Annotated in this window: 14 protein-coding genes; 11 read left to right on the top strand and 3 right to left on the bottom strand. The window is 53.3% G+C overall.

The features are described 5' to 3' along the window. Positions 1–13: 13 nt before the first annotated feature. A complete protein-coding gene (locus EE896_RS19230) occupies positions 14–442 on the bottom strand; it encodes a DUF305 domain-containing protein (RefSeq protein ID WP_140915622.1) in 429 nt (142 codons plus the stop codon). A 276-nt stretch (positions 443–718) separates the two neighbouring features. Here EE896_RS19230 and EE896_RS19225 point away from each other — a divergent pair, with 276 nt between their 5' ends. The 11 genes from EE896_RS19225 (at position 719) to EE896_RS19175 (ending at position 13,247) form a co-directional block, all read left to right on the top strand. Beyond that, positions 719–1,459, top strand: coding sequence for a response regulator (locus EE896_RS19225; RefSeq protein ID WP_039661624.1), 741 nt, complete (start codon positions 719–721; stop codon positions 1,457–1,459). After that, positions 1,456–2,772, top strand: coding sequence for an ATP-binding protein (locus tag EE896_RS19220; protein ID WP_140915623.1), 1,317 nt, complete (start codon positions 1,456–1,458; stop codon positions 2,770–2,772). Before EE896_RS19225 ends, EE896_RS19220 begins: the two co-directional genes overlap by 4 nt. A 162-nt stretch (positions 2,773–2,934) precedes the next feature. Continuing rightward, on the top strand, positions 2,935–3,192 hold the full coding sequence (gene bhsA / locus EE896_RS19215; RefSeq protein ID WP_003848120.1) for a multiple stress resistance protein BhsA: 258 nt from the start codon (positions 2,935–2,937) through the stop codon (positions 3,190–3,192). A 415-nt stretch (positions 3,193–3,607) separates the two neighbouring features. Beyond that, entirely contained in the window at positions 3,608–4,858 is a 1,251-nt protein-coding gene (locus tag EE896_RS19210) for an MFS transporter (protein WP_140915624.1), read from the top strand. A gap of 538 nt (positions 4,859–5,396) precedes the next feature. Continuing rightward, positions 5,397–6,335, top strand: a complete 939-nt coding sequence (locus tag EE896_RS19205) for an omptin family outer membrane protease (protein WP_003848125.1) — start codon at positions 5,397–5,399, stop codon at positions 6,333–6,335. 248 nt (positions 6,336–6,583) lie between these two features. After that, the gene (locus tag EE896_RS19200) at positions 6,584–7,147 is read left to right on the top strand and encodes a hypothetical protein (protein WP_140915625.1); all 564 of its coding nucleotides are present in this window, start codon (positions 6,584–6,586) and stop codon (positions 7,145–7,147) included. Between the two features lie 674 nt (positions 7,148–7,821). Next, the gene (locus tag EE896_RS19195; protein ID WP_008924558.1) at positions 7,822–8,310 is read left to right on the top strand and encodes a (2Fe-2S)-binding protein; all 489 of its coding nucleotides are present in this window, start codon (positions 7,822–7,824) and stop codon (positions 8,308–8,310) included. Beyond that, positions 8,307–9,299: an FAD binding domain-containing protein gene (locus EE896_RS19190; protein WP_003848134.1), complete on the top strand. Its 993-nt coding sequence runs from the start codon at positions 8,307–8,309 to the stop codon at positions 9,297–9,299. Before EE896_RS19195 ends, EE896_RS19190 begins: the two co-directional genes overlap by 4 nt. Further along, entirely contained in the window at positions 9,296–11,605 is a 2,310-nt protein-coding gene (locus EE896_RS19185; protein ID WP_140915626.1) for a xanthine dehydrogenase family protein molybdopterin-binding subunit, read from the top strand. The genes EE896_RS19190 and EE896_RS19185 overlap by 4 nt, the downstream gene beginning before the upstream one ends. Before the next feature lie 95 nt (positions 11,606–11,700). After that, the gene (locus EE896_RS19180) at positions 11,701–12,267 is read left to right on the top strand and encodes a nucleotidyltransferase family protein (protein ID WP_140915627.1); all 567 of its coding nucleotides are present in this window, start codon (positions 11,701–11,703) and stop codon (positions 12,265–12,267) included. Then, on the top strand, positions 12,264–13,247 hold the full coding sequence (locus EE896_RS19175) for an XdhC family protein (RefSeq protein ID WP_140915628.1): 984 nt from the start codon (positions 12,264–12,266) through the stop codon (positions 13,245–13,247). Before EE896_RS19180 ends, EE896_RS19175 begins: the two co-directional genes overlap by 4 nt. On the opposite strand, the gene EE896_RS19170 is transcribed toward EE896_RS19175, so the two are convergent. Both EE896_RS19170 and EE896_RS19165 read right to left on the bottom strand, forming a co-directional pair. After that, positions 13,236–14,330 carry an ABC transporter substrate-binding protein gene (locus EE896_RS19170; RefSeq protein ID WP_167518487.1) on the bottom strand — a complete coding sequence of 365 codons (1,095 nt, stop codon included), beginning with the start codon at positions 14,328–14,330 and terminating at the stop codon, positions 13,236–13,238. The genes EE896_RS19175 and EE896_RS19170 overlap by 12 nt on opposite strands. A gap of 34 nt (positions 14,331–14,364) precedes the next feature. Next, the gene (locus tag EE896_RS19165; protein ID WP_140915629.1) at positions 14,365–16,485 is read right to left on the bottom strand and encodes a TonB-dependent siderophore receptor; all 2,121 of its coding nucleotides are present in this window, start codon (positions 16,483–16,485) and stop codon (positions 14,365–14,367) included. Between the last annotated feature and the right edge of the window lie 413 nt (positions 16,486–16,898).

The raw sequence follows: 16,898 nt of genomic DNA, 5'->3' as shown, positions 1-16,898 counted from the left end.
CACAGGGTGTGGCTTAGTTTCCCTGCGGAGCCGCAGGCGCAGAATCTGGCTGGACTTGATCGGGAGCGGGTGCGGCCGGAGGCAGAGGTTTACCCAGCGCCTGATACATCGCGACGATCTCCTGTTGCTGGGTCACAATGATCTCCTGCGCAATACGCCTGAGCTGCTCGTTTTTGCCGTATCGCAACTCAGCCACGGCCATATCCATGGCGCCCTGATGGTGCGGTGTCATCATGGCAACAAAGTCTTCATCAACATTGCCGGTAGGTTCGATAGCCATGCGAGACATCATGGTGTCCATAGCCTGTTCATTTTCTTTCCAGAAGCCTTGCTCCTGGAGAACGGCAGTTGCATTGGCACTGGGGTGATCATGTGCGCCTGCACTCTGGCTCAAAATCAGCAGGCTATTAGCAATCAGGAAACAGCGAAGAGTACGGTTCATAGCAAGCCCTTTACCGGATAGCAAAGGCCGGACTGGCCTTTCATTGGCCTATAAAAGCAAAGCCCTGTATCGGTACTGTTTCCCGGAGAAAGAGATTTGTATTTTTATGTAGCAGGATGACGGAATGTTTCTGGCCAAATGCCGCGCCCGTCATGATGGTGACGCAGGATCGATGAGGAAGGGAGATACACTCCGGTACAAAGCCGGCAACGCTAACGATATAACTGCGATAAGCTGACAGCGGTTTGCACACCCTCTGAAAATAAGGATTGCGCTGTGGAACATGTCGATCACATTTTGATCGTGGATGACGATCGTGAAATTCGTAGCCTGATTGCGGAATACCTGAAAAAGAACGGTCTGCGTACGACAGAGGTCGCCGACGGGCGGCAAATGCGTAGCTTTCTCGATAGCATGCCGGTTGATTTGATTGTGCTGGATGTGATGATGCCGGGCGATGACGGCCTTACCCTTTGTCGTGAACTGCGCAGTGGAAAACATAAAGGCACGCCAGTGCTGATGTTAACAGCGCGAAGCGAAGAGACTGACCGCATCATCGGGCTTGAAATGGGCGCAGATGATTATCTGGTCAAACCGTTCGTGCCGCGTGAACTGCTTGCCAGAATAAAAGCGGTCTTACGCCGTACGCGCATGATGCCGCCCAATCTTGTTATTTCAGAAGCGGCGCGAATTGTGGCATTTGGCGAATGGGTGCTGGATACCACGTCGCGTAACCTGGTGGACAAAGAGGGCGTGATGGTGGCACTCAGCGGCGCGGAGTATCGCCTGCTGCGGGTATTTGTTGATCATCCACAACGTGTGCTTAATCGCGATCAGTTGCTGAATCTGACGCAGGGGCGAGACGCCGAGTTATTCGAACGCTCCATTGATTTGCTGGTCAGCCGTTTACGTCAACGCTTAAACGATGACGCCCGCGAACCTTTTTATATCAAAACGGTGCGCAGCGAAGGCTATGTATTTGCGATGCCGGTGGAACTGCGTGAGGCCAACGCGTGAAACGTCTGATGCAATGGTGGCCTAAACACCTCGCCTCACGGCTGATGCTGATTCTGCTGCTTGGGTTACTGCTGGCGAATGGATTAACTCTGGGACTGCTGCTGCTGGAGCGGGCGCAAAGTGCCAAAGCCATGATGATGGGCAATCTGGAATATGACGTGGCCACCAGCGTTGCGATTCTCGATCGCCTTCCTGCCAGTGAACGCGCTGCATGGGCAACACGTCTCGATCGCAGTAATCATCATTATCTGATGTACGCTACGCCATTGGGCCAGCCGCCAAAGACAAAACGCCTGCAGGACACGGCCAGCGCATTGACGCGGGCGCTTGGCCCGCGCTATCCCCTGAGCTTCAGCGTTAATCCTGATAACAGTGCTCAGATGATGGCGCATCTGCGTTTACGTGATGGCAGCCCGCTCAGCATTGATCTGGCCCCGCGTAATATGCCGTTTGCCCGCTGGTTACCGATTGTACTCGTTGCGCAGTTTGTGCTGCTGTTTGGCTCCGCCTGGTTTGCGGTGCGCAGCGCGGTCAGGCCTCTGGCAGATCTGACACGGGCTGCAGAACAGTTGCATCCCGATTCAAATAAAACGGTGCGCCTGTCGGAAGAGGGGCCGGTTGAAGTGCGCAATGCGGCACGGGCTTTTAATGCCATGCAGCAGCGAATGAGTGCCTATCTCAAAGAGCGCATGCAAATTCTTGCGGCGATCTCCCACGATCTGCAAACGCCGATAACACGTATCCGTCTACGTTCAGAAATGATGAGTGAGACAGACGTCAGGAGCAAACTGCTGCAGGATCTTGAGGAGATGACCCGGCTGATTCGCGAAGGCGTGGCCTATGCGCGCACCAGTGAAAGCAGCGATGAAAAACCGTGCCGCATACAGCCGCATGCTTTTATAGACAGCCTGGTCTGCGATTATCAGGACACGGGGCAGCAGGTAACGCTGCAGGGAAAACTTCACGGGTCGTTTAGTACCAGACCGCACGCGCTGCGCAGAACGCTCAGTAATCTGATCGATAATGCGCTGAAGTTCGCGGGCAGCGCAGAAGTGGTGGTGGAACAGGATGCAGGTCAGATCACTATAGCGGTGCTGGATCGCGGACCCGGCATCCCACCGGAAGAGATGTATGCGGTGATGCAGCCTTTTTATCGCATCGAGAACTCGCGTAACCGGGCCACCGGTGGAACCGGGCTGGGTTTAGCCATTGCCCAGCAGCTGGTGGCGTCATTAAGCGGTGAGCTGACACTGACGAACCGCCGACAGGGCGGTTTGCGGGTGACGGTGACATTGCCGGATAACCTTTACTGATTTGTATCGCAGTGTGTAATAACGGCAAAAAGCGAAGTTCCGGTACACTTTTCACCCCTGGTCGATATGTTACCGATACATTGCGATGGTGTAATTCTCACATCGGGCAGCAACAGTTTACCGTTTGCTTCCCCTGGCGAATTCCACTTTCTGAGGTGACATATGAAAAACGTAAAAATGATTCTGGCCGCTGTAATTCTGGGCTCTGTTTCTGTATCCAGCTTTGCTGCAATGGAAACCACCATGCCACAAGGTAAGACCCTTATCGGTAGCGTCTCTGACAGCAGCGGCTCAACTACGCTTTCTGAATTAAAAGACAATCTGGCAGCAAAAGCGCAGGCGGCGGGAGCCAGCAGCTACCGTATCGTGGCGGCGGGAGGCAATAACGTCCTGTTTGGCACCGCTGATATTTACAAATAAACATGTTGATGCGCAGTAACGCAATTCAGTGGATATCAGCGCCGCGTTGCGCTTACTGCGCGAATCGTTTAATGCTATCCGCAATATGAGTTTTGAATCCCGCCCAGGCTATTTTTGGCCACCCTGTTTTTCATTTCTTCTCCACATTTAAACGCTTAAAGCCAGCCAACGCGCTCACCAGAACGGCTTCGGTAACGGGTCACCTTCATGACCAGCAGTAATGTCCGCATTTAATTCCCTGCATTACTTTTTTCCTTACATTGCTCTCCGAACAGGAGCCTTTACCCTATAAGCTGGGGAAATAAACAATTAGTTAACATTTGGATTGCGTGTCCTGGAGAATAATCTTATTAATATTAAGGCTTTATGCACACTGCGTTGCGTAGTACTTACAGAAACAAAATAAGGATATTTTATGACGACCAGACCTGCGGCTGAGGAATGTACGGAAACAGGATTATTCCGGACGCTGAAATCTTTTCCGGCGACAGTTCATGCACTGCTCTTTTTTACGCTGGTTATACGCTTTAGCTATTTCATGGCATGGCCGTTTATCGCCGTCATCATGACGCAGAATTATCATATGTCGCCGATCGCCATTGGTGTGGCAATGACCAGCAGTGCACTGTTCTCGGTGGTGCTAGGCATGTACGGTGGGCAGATTTCAGACAGGCTGGGGCGACGCGTTATTCTGCTGCTGGGCTGCGGGTTTTCAGCGCTGGGGTATAGTCTTCTGGCGCAGGCCGCCGGGATGAGGTTGTTTATTATTGGCCTGATGATTATCGGCGTCTCCTTTGCGTGGGTTGATCCGCCGCTGCGCGCACTGATGAGTGATTTGCTGGTGGATCGTCGTCGTCGTGCGCTTGCCCTGCAAATGCGCTATTACCTTATCAACGTCGCAGCGGTATTCGGCCCGCTGGTCGGAATTGCATTTGGCCTGACATCGCAAAAGGGCACCTTTTTAATAACCGGGCTTACCTATATTCCTTTTTTCGTTTATGTGCTGCTGTTTATCCCCGCAGGAAAACTTGTGAAGGAGCAGGATGGAGACGGGGTAACGGTTAAACTGCATCAGGTTATCGGTATCATCGCGAGGGATAACATTTATATTGCGGGGCTGCTGTGCAGCATTTTATGCAGTGTTGTTTTTATCCATTACGAAGCTATTCTGCCGCAGTATCTCTTGTTACTGAATGGCGACGCCGCCATTAAGCTGATTACCCTGATACTGGTGACAAATGCCTGCACCGTTCTGGTCTTCCAGACGTTCATCATGCGGTTTCTGGCTACCGTTTCCCTGCCGAAGCGCATTCTTCTTGGTGGGTTTATTTTCGCGCTATCTCAGATCTGCTTTTTTAGTACACGCTCAACGGAGATATGGCTTTGGCTTACTGTGACCAGTGTCTTTAGTGTGGGCGAAGCGATTCTGATGCCAAATCTGAACATTTTACTTGATCAGTTGGCACCACCAGAGCATCGCGGTGCATATCTTGGCGCCTCAATGTTGTCGACGCTAGGAATCGCTGTCGGACCCTTGATCGGTGGGATAATGCTGGCGATGACCGGGGCGGGCGTTTTTATCTGTACTGCGTTGCTCAGCCTTTTACTCTGCGCAATCATCTACGCTTACAGAAACCGCATGCTCGCGCGCCTTAAGGATGCCTGATAGAAGGCGAGCAGGGCGCCGGGAATACGTGGCTTTCAGAGGCTACTGCAATTTAATAGTCTGCCGTAAGAGAAGCATGGAAACAGGGAATCCTGATTGCGCTTTATATCAAGATTCGCTCTTCAGCAGTGTCCCAACCTGAACGGTAACGCTGAGAATCAAGTCGCCTGGCCGCTCATTAATCACTCTTTTGGCGGGAGGTCAGGAGACAGCATTGTGAATGACGTTTTTCGAGGTGAATGCCTGGTGAAGCTCACTTCCGCGGTTTGGCCATAACCGGGCCGCCAGAAAAGTGCGAAATGGCAAAAATAATTAATGTTTCCTGATGACATGCCGATTAAAGAATTTGCCTTAACTGTTCAAACCTGCGAGCGATAATGTGAGTTGTTAACAAATCTCCGACTTCACATGCACCATCGCGCAGGATTTCGTTTTTTCGGGGCTTCTGCCCCACAGGTGAGTATAGAAGTGCAGCTGCCATTGAATGAGAAGAATGGCGCTGCTGTACAAGGATTACCTTCAAGGAGATGGGATTAAAATGAAAAAAAGTACCGTTGCAGTGATGATGATGGCGACGCTGTCAGGCGGAGCCTGCGCAGATTCAGATCGGTTTTCACCGAATTTTTCTCCGGAAAGTTTTACTGTCTCGACGTCAGCCGGGATGCTGAGTGGCAAATCTCATGAGTTGGTTTACGACACAGAAACAGGCCGCAAAGTCAGCAAACTGGACTGGAAAATAAAGAATGTGGCTATTCTGAAAGGCGAACTATCCTGGGATGCATACTCATTTCTGACGCTGAATGCGCGAGGCTGGACTTCCCTGGCGTCCGGTTCCGGTCATATGGATGACTATGACTGGCTTGATGACAATCAGTCAGCCTGGACAGACCATTCATCTCATCCCCGCACGGATGTTAATTACGCCAACGAATACGATCTCAATGTTAAGGGCTGGGTGTTACAAGGCGATAACTACAAGGCCGGGCTGACGGCTGGTTATCAGGAAACCCGTTTCAGCTGGACCGCCTTTGGTGGTTCTTACAATTACGATAACGGCGCATCGACGGGTGATTTCCCGAGAGGTGAACGTGGCATTGGCTACAGCCAGCGTTTTTCAATGCCTTACGTTGGTCTTGCGGGCCAGTATCGTATTAACGACTTCGAATTTAACGCATTGTTTAAATTCAGTGACTGGGTCCGTGCACACGATAACGACGAGCACTACATGCGCGATCTCACCTTTCGCGAGAAAGCGACTGATTCCCGGTACTACGGCGCATCAGTCGACGCAGGATATTATGTGACACCTGACGCCAAAATTTTTGCCGAATTTACTTACAGCAAATATGAAGAAGGCAAAGGCAGCACAGAGATTATTGACCGATTCTCCGGTGATTCAGCATCAATTGGTGGAGATGCCGCGGGTATCTCGAATAAAAACTACACGATCACCGCGGGTCTGCAATACCGATTCTGATTCGGCTCTGCACGCCATAAAACGATTAAAAAGCTCTTTCGGGCTTTTTAATCGTCCTGATAATAAGGCCATCAGATAGAGAGTGCCTGCATGGCTTTTATGGCTAAAAATAGCTGGCTGAGTGAAATTTAAACTCACTTGGTCTGCGATTACGTTTAATTGCGCGATAAATAGAATTTTTTATAAATACCTTTAGTTTTTTATTCGCGGCAGGCGTCCAGAATCTGAATATCAGGAAGATAAAATAAATGCATGCCATCAAGAAATTTAAGAGAATAGTGTTAATATGCCCTGCTATTATCCTGGTGGGTTGTTCTACGCTTCTTCCCCTCGATTATAAAAATTACGAAGGTAAAGATGCAGCGACCGTAGTGGCCATAAATCCAAAAGGATTTGTGGGCACATTTTATCTTTCTGTCTATGAGAAGAAAGGCAGTTGTTATGACAGAACTGAGCGCTATCAACTTGAGTCAAATTTAATACCCTCTGCAGGTCACGTTATGACTGGCAAGGTAAAACCGGGCAGGCTCATGGCTCTTCAGCAGCTCAACACGATTAAAAGCGATTATGACGAAAAAGGAAAAAAAACTAAGCATCAGGAAACGTATTTACTCTCTCAATGGGTGCCATTTATCCCGCAGCCAGGAAAACACTACTTTATTGATACTGAATATGGTGTCCGGGAAATTTCGTCTGATTATGTCATCACGGTTAATTCAGATCGTGCCAAAATTGCTTCTGATTTTATAAAAAATCCTCAATATAACTGGGACGCCAGAAATCGTTGTCAACATCTCATCGGTGGAAGCTAATCAGAAAAAAGTCTGTGATTCTTTTACGTCAACGAAATGGTGAGTAATCAGCCTGTAGTATTACTATCCGAAAGGATAGAGCATTTCTGCACGCTTAACAGATAATATGGATAACCTTGAGATGACGCTTGTACATTTCGTTTTTCATACTGGTAATGACCCATTTTATCCCACCACAAATACTCTAAGCCACCAGGGGGCCAGAAGAGGAGCCTGATGTGTGTGCCAGGCGTTCTGGCACCTCATTGCCTCACTGAACCGAGAAAATGGCCATCTCGTAGCAGACTCAACGTTGCATATTCCGTCAGCGGATTCTGGCTTAAACAGGATTGTCGATTCAGGCAATTCCTGAGTGTTTAACTTTTTGGGAAAGTTAACAAGGCAGTTCCAGAAGTCTTCTGAACGACACATAGCAACAAGTTAGACTTTAAAGCCCATAAAATCATAGAGATGAAATCGTTATGCTTTAACTTTTATAACGCTTTGATCTTCTTTTCACCTCAGATAACGCTGTCTTTTATCCTGATCTTCCCCGAATCGCCAAAAAGCTGCTAAACCTAAAAGCAGAGATACGCGTGTAAAGATTAGGGTTATCACCATTTCCCCGATTTCACTCCCGTCATAAAAATACCAATAAAAACCATCTTTTAGCCCACAACAATGGGAAGCAGACAATGTCGGAACAAATATCGCTAACAATGCAGGTCAATGGCCAGTCGCAGCAGATGCAGGTCGATCCGCGAGTCACCCTGCTCGATGCACTGCGCGAGCATCTGAACCTGACCGGCACTAAAAAAGGGTGCGACCAGGGACAATGCGGTGCCTGCACGGTGCTGATTAATGGTCAGCGGGTGCTGAGTTGCCTGACGCTGGCGGTGCAGGCAAACGGCGCTGAAGTCACCAGCATTGAAGGCCTGGCCTCCACCGAAGGTGAATTGCATCCGGTTCAGCGCTGCTTTATGGAAAATGATGCCTTCCAGTGTGGCTACTGCACGCCGGGCCAGATTATGTCCGCTGTCGCCTGTATCAAAGAGGGCCACGCCGGTTCAGATGATGAGATCCGTGAATATATGAGCGGCAATCTCTGCCGTTGCGGGGCTTATCCGCACATCGTCGATGCGATTAAACAGGCCGCTGCTGAGATGGCGAAGGAGTCCGCATGAATGAATTCAGCTGGAAAATCGCGCAGACGCCTCAGGACGCCGCATCCCTTAAACAGCAGTCAGGCAGTCAGTTGCTGGCGGGCGGCACCACGCAGCTCGATCTGATGAAGTGTGGCGTCTTCACGCCACCCCAGTTAATTGGCATCAGCGGATTAAGCGAGCTTAAAAATCTGCAGTTTGACGACGATAAAATTACGGCCGGTGCGCTGGTCACGATGAGTCAGTTGGCCGATCATCACGACTGCGAGCAGAATGCACCGGCAATCTACGGCAGCCTGTGGCAGGCTGCGTCTCCTCAGATTCGTAATATGGCGACGCTGGGCGGCAATTTACGTCAGCGTACCCGTTGCGCCTATTACCGCGATCCGGCGACCTTTACTGCCTGTAACAAACGCAATCCGGGTTCTGGCTGTGCCGCACTGGATGGCGTTAACAGCAATCATGCCATTCTGGGTGCCAGCGACAGTTGCATTGCGGTTTATCCCGGCGATCTGGCGGTCGCACTGGTGGCATTTGACGCCATTGTGGTCCTGCAGAATCAGCAGGGCGAAACCCGCCGCATCGCAATGGATGATTTCTTCCTGCTGCCAGGTGACACGCCTGATCGTGAGCACGATCTGCGTGATGACGAAATTATTGTGGCGATTGAAGTGCCGCAAACCGACTCTCTTCGGCACTCTCACTACCTTAAAGTCCGCGACCGCAGCTCCTATGAGTTTGCTGCAGCCAGTGCCGCCGCAGGCTTTACGCTGGAGAACGGCGTGATGCGTCAGGTGCATATCGCACTGGGCGGCGTGGCGACCAAACCCTGGCGCGTCAGGTCCGTGGAGCAGGCACTGGAAGGCCAGCCGTTTAATGAAGAGACAGTGTTCCGGGCCGCAGAACTGATTACCCAGGAAGCGCAGGCGCTGGCACATAACGCCTATAAAGCAAAACTGGCGCCGCGTGTCATTGCACGCGCGCTGATGGCAGCAGGAGAAATCGCATGAGTGACGTAAACGACCACGCGCCTCAGGATGCAGTGAAGGCGAACTCAGCTGCAGACAACCCGATTGAAGGGCTGGGCGCCGCTCGCACGCGGGGCGACGGCAAAGTGAAAGTCACTGGTGAAGCGCGTTATGCGGTTGAACATCAGCCGGAAAATCCGCTTTATGGCGTGGTGATCCAGTCTACCGTTGCCAGCGGTCGTATCAGCCGCATGTCAACCGACAAGGCGCAGCAGGCGTCGGGTGTGGTGGCGGTTTATACCCATCTGAACAGCCTGAAGATCAACAAACCTACTGCCATTGCAGATGGGGGCGCGGCGCAGTCAACCTACACCCCGATTCAGGACGATGTGATTATTCACAACGGGCAGAATATCGGTCTGGTGGTGGCAGAGACCTTCGAGCAGGCGACCTATGCCGCCTCGCTGGTTGAAATTGAGTATGAAACCTCACCCGCGCTGATTTTTGCAACTGATGAGGGCGTAGAGCCGAAACCGGTCTCGAAGCAGGATATCAACATGGGCGATGCGCAGGCAGCGATGCAGCAGGCTGAGGTGCGTCTGAGTCAGCGCTACACCACGCCGCGCGAATACAATATGCCAATGGAACCGCACGCCTGTGTGGCGCAGTGGCAGGATGGACGCATCACTGTCTGGGAGCCAAGCCAGTGGGTCGCGGGCGCACAGGTAGAGATCGCCGAGTGGCTGGGCATTGAGGTTGAAGACGTGCGCATCATCTCGCCTTATGTCGGCGGCGGATTTGGTTCAAAGCCAGTGCCCTATACCCACGTCGCGCTGGCGAGTGTGGCATCGCGGGCGCTTAACCGCCCGATCAAGGTGTCGCTGACCCGTCCGCAGACCTTTACGGGTCTCGGCGGACGTGCTGCTACCTCTCAGCAGCTGGAGCTGGGTGCCTCGCGTGACGGCAAAATCCAGGCGATTATCCAGCGCAGCTTCAGTGAAACGTCACTGATCGACGAATTTGCCGAGAACTGCAGCAAAGTTACAGCGCGTATGTATGCGGTGGAGAACGTCTCCACTCAACATCAGATCAGGCCGATCAACACCGTTACACCGGGATGGATGCGCGCGCCAGGCGAAAACCCCAGCGCCTTTGGACTGGAAGTGGCGATGGATGAGATGGCTTATGCCCTGAACATCGATCCGCTGGAACTGCGTCTGCGCAACTGGGCAGACAAAGATTATCAGCTCGATCTGCCGTGGAGTTCACGCCGACTGAAAGAAGCCTATCAGAAAGGGGCTGAAGCCTTTGGCTGGGACCAGCGGATTATGACGCCGCGTTCAATGCGTGAGGGGCGTGAGCTGATTGGCTGGGGTATGGCCTCCGGCACCTATCCGGTCAATAAGCTGCCCGCAGAAGCGAAAATCATCCTGACGCCGCAGGGCAAATTTGTGGTGCAGTGCGGTGGTGCGGATATCGGCACCGGAACCTATACCATTCTGGCGCAGACTGCTGCCGACATTCTGGGCGTGGCCTCCGGCACCATTGAGGTGCAACTGGGAGATACCGAGTTGCCGCGTACAGGCGTAGCGGGCGGTTCGCAGCTGGCCGGCAACGTGACTGCCGCAGTGGACGACACCGCTAAACGCATGCGCGACCAGTTACTGAAGCTGGCAAGCGAGCTGGCTCAGTCGCCGCTGAAAGGGACACCGGCTTCTCAGCTCACCCTGAAAGGCGACGGCGTGCAGCATACTCAGCACAGTAACCTGGCCGTCTCATTCGCGCAGCTGGCGAGCCTGGCACCGTCGGAGAGTCTCACGGTGAAAGGCGGGACCTTCCCGGATGATATGTCAGAAAGTGAGCGCGATAAGATGGTCCGCAACCTCAATGATGGTACCCGTCCTGAAAAATTCTCTGCTCACAGCTGGAGCGCGCATTTTGTTGAAGTGCGGGTTGATGAAGACTTTGGCACGATTCGGGTAAAACGGATGGTCGCGGCACTCGACAGCGGCCGTCTCTACAACCCTAAACTGGCGCGCAGTCAGTGGATTGGCGGCATGATCATGGGTGTCGGCCAGGCACTGATGGAAGAGGGCATCATCGATCCGCGTAATGGCCGGGTAATCAATAACAACCTGGCGGATTATCTGGTGCCGGTTAACGGCGATATTCCTGACATTACCACCATCAACGTGGGCGAGCCCGATTTCGAGGCGACTACGATGGGCGGTAAACCCGTGGGTGAACTGGGTATCGTCGGCGTGGCGGCAGCGATCAGTAATGCGGTGTTCCATGCCACTGGCAAGCGCGTTCGCGACCTGCCGATTACGCTCGACAAAATTATCTGAGCCTGATTCTGACCGGCTGACAGCCGGTCGAATTGTCATTTTACGGGCGTGGGCTGGAGCCTGCGCCCGTTTTGCACGCTGAGCGGAGAAAGAGAGTGAGGATAGCGCTGGTCGTACTGGCCGCCGGGCTGAGTCGCCGTTTTCGCCAGCAGGCAGGCGAGCATAAGCTTCTGGCTGATCTGGAAGGCAAACCGGTGTTGCAACATACACTGGAGCAGGCCGCTGCCAGCGGGCTTGACCTGTTCGTCGTCACACGCCCCGACGCATCGGCAATTCACACGCTCTGCAGGCAGGCAACTTTAGTGCTGTGTAACAGCGGCGGACTGGGCGAATCGATCGCTGCCGGTGTTCACGCCAGCCGCGACTACGACGGCTGGCTGATTGCGCTGGGCGACATGCCATTTGTCACGGCGGAAAGCTATCGCGCCGTCAGCGCCGCGCTGGCGGATGCGCCTATCGTCAGGCCGTGGATTGACGGCAGGCCAGGCCATCCGGTCGGTTTTCAGCAGCAATGCTATCCCATGCTGAGCGTGTTGCAGGGCGATGCCGGTCCGCAGGCGATGGTGAAGTCACAGGCGGTCAGGCTGCCACTTCATGATCGCGGTTGCCTGTGCGATATCGATCTCCCCGCTGATCTGCAGTTAATAAAGGAATTTTCATGATAACGCTGGATCAACGCGTGATTAATGCGGCATTGAGTAGTTGCCAGGCAGGTCAGAATGTCTGGCTCTGTACGGTGCTGCGTACCTATGGCTCTTCGCCGCGCGCGCCGGGCACGCTGATGGCAGTCAATGAAGCCGGAGCGTACTGCGGCTCACTGTCGGGCGGCTGCATAGAAGAGGATTTTCTGGCGCAACTGGCGGCGGGTGCTTATCGAGCCAGCAGTCAGCGTGTGCGCTATGGTGAGGGCGGAATTCGGCCTGACGTTAATTTGCCGTGCGGCGGTAGTCTGGAGATCGCCATTGAATATTTGCCGCCTGATGACGCTACGCTGGCATTGCTGACGGCAATGCAACGCGCATTGAGCGGGCAACAGCCGATGGTAAAAATGATACGGCCTGGTGAACGCGCACAATGGGAAGTTATCGCCAGCGATCGTGTGCTGCCTGAGCTGGATGCCAGCGAGGCGCAGATGTTGCTGCCTGTTGGCGCGATACCGGAATTGCTGATCGCGGGCTACTCAACCGTAGCCTATGAGTGCATCCGGCTTGGGCAGATCCTGGGTTTTCATGTGCGGGTCTGTGAGCACCGCCCGGAGATGCTCTCAGAGCTGGAGAGGCACTTCAGCGGCGCGGACAATGTGACGCTGGTGTCACAGCATCCGGCGCGCTGGCTGGAGCTGAACGGGGCGCACGCTGCGGTGGCGATTGTGGCACTGACCCACGATCCGCGCATTGATGACCTGACGATGATGGAAGCGATTGCCACACCCGCGTTCTATATCGGTATTATGGGCTCGGTGAAAAACAGCGAGAAACGGCGCGCGCGACTCCAGCAGATCGCCGGTCTGGATCGGACGGAACTGGACCGCATCCATGCGCCCATTGGTCTGCCCATCGGCAGCAAAACGCCGGCGGAAATTGCGTTGTCGGTGATGGCAGATATCGTTCGGGTAAAAAATCGTGGACTGTCAGCGGCCTGATTCCGGTTTCACTTCGGGTGCCAGTCTGTAGAGGTAGCTGCCCGAATAGGGGATTGGCAGGAAATCACGGAACAGCTGCCGTAGTGTCTGTTCAGGATCGACGTCATGAAACAGCTGCGGGTAGAGCGTGGTCGCAAAGAATTCGGTTGCTACTACGTGCCAGGGACTGAGGTAAAAGTTGTGCCAGATAGCACCGGCATGACCGTCGCGCAGGGCGGTGAGCTGCTTCAGGGCATTCTGCTTACCTGTCAGTGCCAGCAGGCTCTGTCGGGTCTGCGCTGCGGTGACAGCGGGGCCAAGTTTTAACGCACCCACTTCATCTGCGCTGCCAGTGCCGGTAGCAAAGTAGTAATCCGGCTGAGCAGCGATCACACTTTCCTCACTCAGCCGCCCGAACACACCTTTGATCTGCTCACTGGCTATATTTTTGCCACCCGCAAACGTCAGAAGCTCACCCAGATTGCCGTTTACCGAGGTGACACAACATTCACTGCGCCGTCCCAAGTGCAACTGCAACAGCACGGATGGCTTCGGGCCGTGATAACCCGCCAGACGACTCGCAATGCGCTGCATGTGGCTGCGGTAGAAGCGATTAAAGTCAGCCGCACGCTGGGATTGATTCAGTACTTCGCCCAGTAGCGTGATGCTGCGCTCAGTATTTTTTAGCAAATCAACCCGCAGATCGATCTTCACCACCGGGATATTCGCCGCCGCGAGCATTTTCTCCAGTACCAGGCCGCTTTCACTGCCGCGTGCCAGCTGTGGCAGGATGACCACGTCAGGCTTTAGCGCGATAACCTGTTCGGGATTCATGTCATTAACGCCATCCAGGCCCAGTACCGGAATAGCGTCCATCTGCGGGAACCGGCGGGCAAAAATCTGCCAGGTCTGAGGATCATACTTTTTCAGATCCTGCGGCCAGCCAGCGATATTTTGCAGAGGATTGACGGGTGTCAGCAGCGCAACGCTGTAGAGCATCCGGCTTTCACCCAGCACAATACGCTGCGGATGGTCAGGAATGGTGACCTGGCGACCGGTAATATCGGTCAGCGTGCGGGCGTGTACGCCCGCGCTGACCAGCATCACGCCGAGCATCAGCAATGCAGAACGAAGTGATTTAAAATTCAACACGGGCCTGTACCATCAGATTGCGGGTTTCGCCTTCACGGACGCGCAGATTGCCGCCGCTTGAGGTGTAATAGTGCTGGTTAAACAGGTTATTAATGTTCAGACGCAGCTCCGTTTTTTCGCCGAACAGGCGGTTTTTCCATGCGACGAAGCTGTCAGCCACTACGTAGTCGGGCAGGGTGAAGCTGTTGTCGGGATCGCCTGCACGACTGCCGACATATCGCGCACCGCCGCCGAGCCGCAGCGAGCCGGGCAGGCCGCTGACCTGCATTTCATGACTCAGGTAAAGCGCACCGGCATGACGCGGGGCATTCTGCAGACGGTTACCGTTGTTATCCGGATTAACCCGGTCACTGACAATTTCTGCCTGATCATAGCTGTAGTTCGCACTCAAATCCCAGCCAGGCGCAATTTCGCCATTCAGCTCAAACTCAGCACCGGTCGAACGGGCTTTATCAATGGCTCGCGTGCTGCCATTAATATTCAGCGACATCAACCTTTCATCGATACGGTAGAGCGCCACGGTGGCGAGGAGTTTCGGCGACAGCTGCCATTTGCTGCCCACTTCCCAGCTGGTTCCCTGCTCAGGTTTGCCGACGTTACCCTCATCATCCACATCCGTTGAAGGCGTGAAAGATTTGCTGACGCTGGTGTAGAAAGAGAGGTCAGGGGTAAGTTTGTAGATGACTCCCGCCTGCGGCAGAAACTTATTGCCCTCATCGTTCAGGGTTTCAATCTGCGGATTGAAGCCACGAGAGGCACGCTGCTCATAATGCTGATAACGACCACCCAGTACCACAATCCAGTCCTGTGTCAGTGAAATGCTGTCTTTAGCGTAAAGCGACCGGCTATGGATACGGTTCAGGTTATTAGCCGCAGCGGTGTTCTCTGTGCTGGCGTCTGTGACCGGCGACAGCATGTCATAGTCGGGATTTAAGTAATTGAACTGGCGATTGACCTTGCCCTGATACTGATGAGCACGATAAGTCTGGTTCATCTCATAGTCGGTGCCCGCCACCAGCGCGTGCTGCATCCCCAGGATTTCAGGGTTGCCCATCAGATCCCAGCTTACATATTTGGTTTTGTGGTTAAACCCGCGATTGGCATCGGCCCGACGTGTCACCACGCCGCTGGTGGCATTCACCGCCGTTACGCGCACTTCATTATTATCATATTGCCGCTGGTTCCAGCCAAGCGTTAACCGGGTGCGCCACTCATCATTAAACTGCCAGTCATAATGGGCATTCAGGGTTCTGTTATGGCCCCAGGCATGGTTAGCTTTATCATCCAGACGATCTTTGTAGCCAATATCAATCGGCTTGCCGTCGATAAACGCGGTGCCACGATCGTACGGGATGTCATAGCGATAGTCCGCATAGCTGATCAGAAAGCTGGCCTGCTCGCCGAACCACTGCAGCGATGGCGCAAGTAGTGTGTGCTCTTCATTGCCAAAGTTGCGCCAGTAATCCTGATTCTGCTTTTCGGCGATTAGCCGGAAGGCAAAACCGTTGCCCAACGGACCGGTGACATCCACCGTGCCAGCACCGCCACCCTCACTGGCATACCGTCCGGTGACGCTGGAGTGCCAGTTATACTGCGGCTTTTTACTGACCACATTGATAACGCCACCCGGATTCTGAATGCCATACAGCAGGGAAGAGGAACCTTTCAGCACCTCAACCCTTTCAGTCGTCGCATCAAAATTGAGACCCTGGCTGCTGCGGATACCATCCCGGTAAATCGACCCATCGGCGTTGCTGCCAAAACCGCGCCGTACAAAGCCATCTTCGGTGCCTGCCAGCGTGTTCGCCTCCGAGACGCCACTGACAAAGCGCATCGCATCTGCCAGTGAGCTGGCCTGAAAATCCTCCAGTTGCTGCTGCGTGACCACGCTGACCGACTGCACCTCATCGAGTCGCGCGGTGGGCATTTTGCTGGCAACGCTGGTCTCGCTGGCGCTGTAATTTCCCTCTGGACTGGCATCCGCGGTCACGGTCATATCCGGTGCGCTGTCGGTTGCTGCACTGACCTGTGGCAGCATAATGCTGCCGAAAATCGCCATGACCAGAGCAGGGTGTCGGGCCGGATATCGTGTGTCTTTGTTTTTCATTTTTTTCGTGTCTGTTACTGGCAGTTTCTGAAGCTAATACGCCCTGATGGCTGTCGGTCATGCAGGGCTTCCCTGGAGGTGGTCTGCAATATGCAGCGCTTTAAGCAGAGGAGAAGCGCATCAGCGTTCAGACATCATGACGTTGCCCGGACGACAATACTTCTCATCTGTAATTGAGAATCATTCAAACATCAGGTAATGTAGTAGTAAACAAAATTTGAAGAGTTTTTACTACATTTTTATCGCGTCACTTTTTATAAAAAAACAATTCAGGTATGATTTTATATCATTGATAATAATGATTATTTATTCGTTGTGGGATGTAGGAGTAGTGTTTAATCCCTGGCTTTTTCAGGTGAAATGTAAAGCGTAATGAGGCTTTCACTACATTTTTGAGACCTGAAATTGTCACG

This window comes from Pantoea eucalypti (genome assembly GCF_009646115.1).
Classification (GTDB): domain Bacteria; phylum Pseudomonadota; class Gammaproteobacteria; order Enterobacterales; family Enterobacteriaceae; genus Pantoea; species Pantoea eucalypti.
Note: the sequence above shows the minus strand (reverse complement) of the source record. Positions and strands in the feature narration are given on the sequence as shown.